Source organism: Novacetimonas maltaceti (assembly GCF_002906255.1).
Classification (GTDB): Bacteria; Pseudomonadota; Alphaproteobacteria; order Acetobacterales; family Acetobacteraceae; genus Novacetimonas; species Novacetimonas maltaceti.
The window spans coordinates 1-4,042 of the sequence record NZ_POTC01000106.1; the positions used below are offsets into that span (position 1 = coordinate 1).

Here is a 4,042-nt window from a genome sequence, read left to right on the forward strand (position 1 = left end):
GGATATCGCGCAGGGTCTCGACAATCAGGCCCGCGCCCATGGCGGCAAGGTCGTCATGCAGCGTGGTTGCCGTGGTGCGTGGCGTCAGGGCGACGCGGCCTTCCACCAGCATCGCGCCGGTATCGAGGCCCGCATCCATCTGCATGATGGTCACGCCGCTTTCGCTGTCCCCCGCCAGGATCGCCGCCTGTATCGGGGCAGCCCCACGCCAGCGCGGCAGTAGGCTGGCATGGATGTTCAGGCACCCGTGCGCGGGCGCGTCGAGCATGGCGACCGGCAGGATCAGCCCATAGGCCGCGACCACCGCCACGTCGAGCTTCAGTGCCGCGAAATGCGCGTGTTCCGCCGTGTTGCGACGCAGCGACAGCGGCGTGCGCACCTCGATCCCCAGTTCCTGCGCCGCGACCTGCACGGGCGACGGGCGCAGCGCCTTGCCCCGGCCTGCGGGGCGGGGCGGCTGCGTATAGGCCACGACGATCTCATGCCCGGCGGCGTGCAGGGCCTGAAGCGCCGGTACGGCAAAGTCGGGTGTTCCCATGAAGGCAAGGCGCATGATGTCGGTCCATCGGGGGAAAGGCGCGCCGGGCGATGCCAGCGGCAGGCCGGTGGCAGGGGCGCGCAGAAGTCACGGGAATGGGCTGCCGCGTGTCACGTCACCGGGGCGTGGACATTGCGGCGGCCTTCGGGATCATCAGTGCTTGAGGCGCTGTTCCTTGGCAAGGCGGCGCATGATCATGTTGCGCTTGAGCGCGGAGAGGTGATCGACAAACAGGATGCCCTCCAGATGGTCGATCTCGTGCTGGATGCAGGTGGCGAGCAGGCCATCGACCTCGATCTCGTGGCGCTTGCCCTCCAGGTCCTGGTAACGCACGCGCACGCTTTCGGGGCGGGCGACCTCGGCATACTGGTTGGGCAGCGACAGGCAGCCTTCCTCGCGGATGGACATGGTCTCGGTTTCGGCGATGATGTCGGGGTTGATCAGCACCATGGGATTGCGCGCCTCGTCCTTGTCCGCCACATCGACGATGGCAAAGCGCAGGCCAAGCCCCACCTGCGGCGCCGCAAGGCCGATGCCGGGGGCCTTGTACATCGCGGCGAACATGCGCGGGATGGCTTCGCGCAGTTCGGCGGTGTCCTCGGGGCGGACAAGACGCGTTTTCTGACGGAGGATCGCCTGCGGGGCGACAAGGATCGGCATCGGCGTGGCCGTTGCAATGACATCTTGATCTATCATGTTCGCGATTTAGCGATCCTGCGCCCCGGATGCCAGTGGTTCCGTGCGTCCGGGGGCGTGTTTTTACCGCGTCTGCCCATTTTTTGACCCGTCGCTTTTGTCCGCGCCTGTGGCCGCAGGGGGACAGTTCCCTTGCGCGGGGGCGCGGATGTCCCATATCGTCAGGCAGGGTGGATGCCATGACGGGTCCACCCCTGATTGTCGTCTCGCTCTGGAATTGAGGAGGCCTGAGTGTCGGGAAGAGTGTTCGGATCCCCCATGTTTCTTGGTTTTGATCATCTGGAACAGATGCTTGAACGGGCGTCGAAGAACGCTTCGGACGGGTATCCGCCATACAATATAGAGCAGGTCAGCCCCACGACCCTGCGCATCACGCTGGCGGTGGCGGGTTTCATGATGGAAGACCTGCACATCACGCAGGAAGACAACCAGTTGGTCATCCGTGGGCGGCAGGGTGATGACGGGCAGGGACGCGTGTTCCTGCATCGTGGCATCGCCGCGCGGCAGTTCCAGAAGGCCTTTGTCATGGCCGAGGGAATCGAGATCGGCGGTGCATGGATGGATAATGGCCTGCTGCACATAGAACTGCACCGGCCCCAGCCCGAAGTGCGCGTGCGCAAGATCGAGATCGCGAAAGGCCCGTCGATCCGCGATCGCGCGGCGCCGGTCGTCGATGTGCCCGGCATGCGCAAGCAGCATGTCGTCAGGGTCATCGATGACGAATGAGGGGATGAATGCCGCCCATCCCCGTTATCATGTGAATGCGGAAAAGAAGTCTCCCTGGCGGGAGCATTTTCCGGCTGCTGGAGGGCATGCAATTGAGAACAACACTCCGCAACGGACGGCTGGTGCCGTGTGATACGGGCAACAGCCTGCCGATGGATGTGCATACACTGAGCGACAGCCAGATGCGTGCGCTGGGAATGGAATATGTGGCCTATATCAAGGAGGTCGTGGTCGACGGGGAGGAGGCGTTCGCCATCCATGCCGCCGACGGGACGCCCATGGCCCTGACACCGGACCGCGACATGGCGATCACCGCCGTGCTGGAACATGAAATGGTGCCGGCGCTGGTCCACTGACCCCGGCGCCATAATCAACCGTGGCCTGGCCGCCCCGTCTGCTGACGGAGCGGCCCTTTTTTTACGCCCCGGCGCGGCCTGTGGGGTCAAGCCAGCCGATATTGCCGTCATCACGGCGGTAGATGACGTTGATCTCTTCGCTGCAGCTGTTGCGGAACATCAGCAGTTTCGTATCGGCAAGGTCGAGTCGCATGACAGCCTCACCCACGCTCAGCGTCGCGATGTCGGTCGGGCGTTCGGCGATGATCGTGGCATAGGGACCGGCCCCCGCTATGGCCGGGTCCGTATCCTCGTCCAGGCCGTCATTGGTGGCGGCCTGCCGTGTTTCCTCACGCGCGGGCATGTCGCCGCCGGGCCGCAGGACATAGCTGCGTCCCTTTTCCGTTGGCGTGGTCCGTGAACGCAGGTGGCCGTGGTTGGTGGCCTTGCGGTGATAACGGCGCAGGCGCTTGGCGATATGTTCGGCGGCGTCATCGAATGCCCCATGGGCATCCGCGGCTTCGCCTTCGCCACGCAGGGTCAGCCCGCGGGAGGCATGGAGGTTGATGTCGCAGGTAAAGAACGAACGCGCCCGGCTGAAGGTGACGCGGGCTTCCATCGCCTGTCCGAAGTATTTTTCCGAAATGCGGTCCAGATGATCGGTCACGCGGTATTTCAGGGCGTCAGACAGGTCGATCTGCTTGCCAGCAACGCTGATGTGCATAAGGGACCACTCCTTGTTTTCGCCAAGGGAGCCATGTGCAGTGACGGAAAAAGCGATGGGCCATCTATCGTATCAGGTATGAAAATCCCCGCTCCGCATGCACGGCCTGCCCTGGCTTCAGGTTCACTCTGTTGCACCAGTTCCGGCCCATCCCGTGGGCAGGGCCGGAAACACCATCAGACATGTCCGGGGCGGTCCTGTCCATTCCTTCTTTGCATGCAAGACGGCACGATTTTCGATGCAACCCGCCGCCCGGTCCACAACCCGCTGTAACTAAAGTGTAAACTTTTCACCCAGATAAACGCGGCGCACATCCTCGTTGGCGACGATTTCCTCCGGCCGGCCTTCGGTCAGGACCTGTCCGCTGTGCATGATATAGGCGCGGTCGATCACCTCCAGCGTCTCGCGCACGTTATGGTCGGTGATCAGCACGCCGATGCCGCGATCCTTCAGGTGGGCGACAAGGTCGCGGATTTCGCCCACCGCGATGGGGTCGATGCCCGCCAGCGGTTCGTCAAGCAGGATGTAATGCGGCTGGCTGGCCAGTGCGCGCGCGATTTCCAGGCGCCGCCGCTCCCCCCCCGACAGCGCGAGCGAGGGGGAGTGGCGGAGCCGCGTGATCCCGAATTCCCCCAGCAGCCCGTCCAGCATCGTCTGCCGCCGGTCCGCGTCGGGTTCGACGATTTCCAGCGCCGCCATGATGTTCTGTTCGACGTTCAGGCCGCGAAAGATGCTCGATTCCTGCGGCAGGTAGCCGATCCCCATGCGCGCGCGGCGATACATCGGCAGTTGCGTGATATCCGCCCCGTCGAGCGTGATGGTGCCGATGTCGGGACGCACCAGCCCCACGATCATGTAGAAGCTGGTGGTCTTGCCCGCGCCATTGGGGCCGAGCAGGCCCACCGCCTCGCCGCGCTGCACCTGGAGCGAGACGTCGCGCACGACCGAACGCTTGCGATAGCTCTTGCCGATGCCGCTGGCGATCAGGCCCCCGTTCGGGGTGATGTCCGCAGGGATGGGGGC

Annotated in this window: 6 protein-coding genes; 2 read left to right on the forward strand and 4 right to left on the reverse strand. The window is 64.3% G+C overall.

Translation table 11 applies throughout. The annotated features are described in order from the left end of the window. Positions 1 to 553: methionyl-tRNA formyltransferase (locus KMAL_RS16205; RefSeq protein ID WP_275403680.1), on the reverse strand; the 553-nt coding region annotated here is incomplete at its 3' end. A gap of 138 nt (positions 554 to 691) precedes the next feature. Next, entirely contained in the window at positions 692 to 1,234 is a 543-nt protein-coding gene (def, locus tag KMAL_RS16210; RefSeq protein ID WP_110096497.1) for a peptide deformylase, read from the reverse strand. 258 nt (positions 1,235 to 1,492) lie between these two features. On the opposite strand from def, the gene KMAL_RS16215 reads away from it, so the two are divergent. Beyond that, on the forward strand, positions 1,493 to 1,960 hold the full coding sequence (locus tag KMAL_RS16215) for an Hsp20 family protein (RefSeq protein WP_180999862.1): 468 nt from the start codon (positions 1,493 to 1,495) through the stop codon (positions 1,958 to 1,960). Between the two features lie 86 nt (positions 1,961 to 2,046). After that, positions 2,047 to 2,316, forward strand: coding sequence for a DUF1150 family protein (locus tag KMAL_RS16220; protein WP_167400019.1), 270 nt, complete (start codon positions 2,047 to 2,049; stop codon positions 2,314 to 2,316). A 61-nt stretch (positions 2,317 to 2,377) separates the two neighbouring features. Here the strand turns inward: KMAL_RS16220 and hpf are convergent, their stop codons facing one another. Beyond that, on the reverse strand, positions 2,378 to 3,019 hold the full coding sequence (gene hpf / locus KMAL_RS16225; RefSeq protein WP_110096500.1) for a ribosome hibernation-promoting factor, HPF/YfiA family: 642 nt from the start codon (positions 3,017 to 3,019) through the stop codon (positions 2,378 to 2,380). Positions 3,020 to 3,292: 273 nt separating this feature from the next. Beyond that, positions 3,293 to 4,036, reverse strand: coding sequence for an LPS export ABC transporter ATP-binding protein (lptB, locus tag KMAL_RS16230; RefSeq protein WP_110096501.1), 744 nt, complete (start codon positions 4,034 to 4,036; stop codon positions 3,293 to 3,295). Positions 4,037 to 4,042: the final 6 nt, after the last annotated feature.

What these genes read in the sequence shown, in the direction of transcription:
- def (WP_110096497.1), bottom strand. Translation starts at nt 1,234, where the DNA reads ATGATAGATCAAGATGTCATTGCAACGGCCACGCCGATGCCGATCCTT.
- KMAL_RS16220 (WP_167400019.1), top strand. Translation starts at nt 2,047, where the DNA reads ATGCAATTGAGAACAACACTCCGCAACGGACGGCTGGTGCCGTGTGAT.
- hpf (WP_110096500.1), bottom strand. Translation starts at nt 3,019, where the DNA reads ATGCACATCAGCGTTGCTGGCAAGCAGATCGACCTGTCTGACGCCCTG.
- KMAL_RS16215 (WP_180999862.1), top strand. Translation starts at nt 1,493, where the DNA reads ATGTTTCTTGGTTTTGATCATCTGGAACAGATGCTTGAACGGGCGTCG.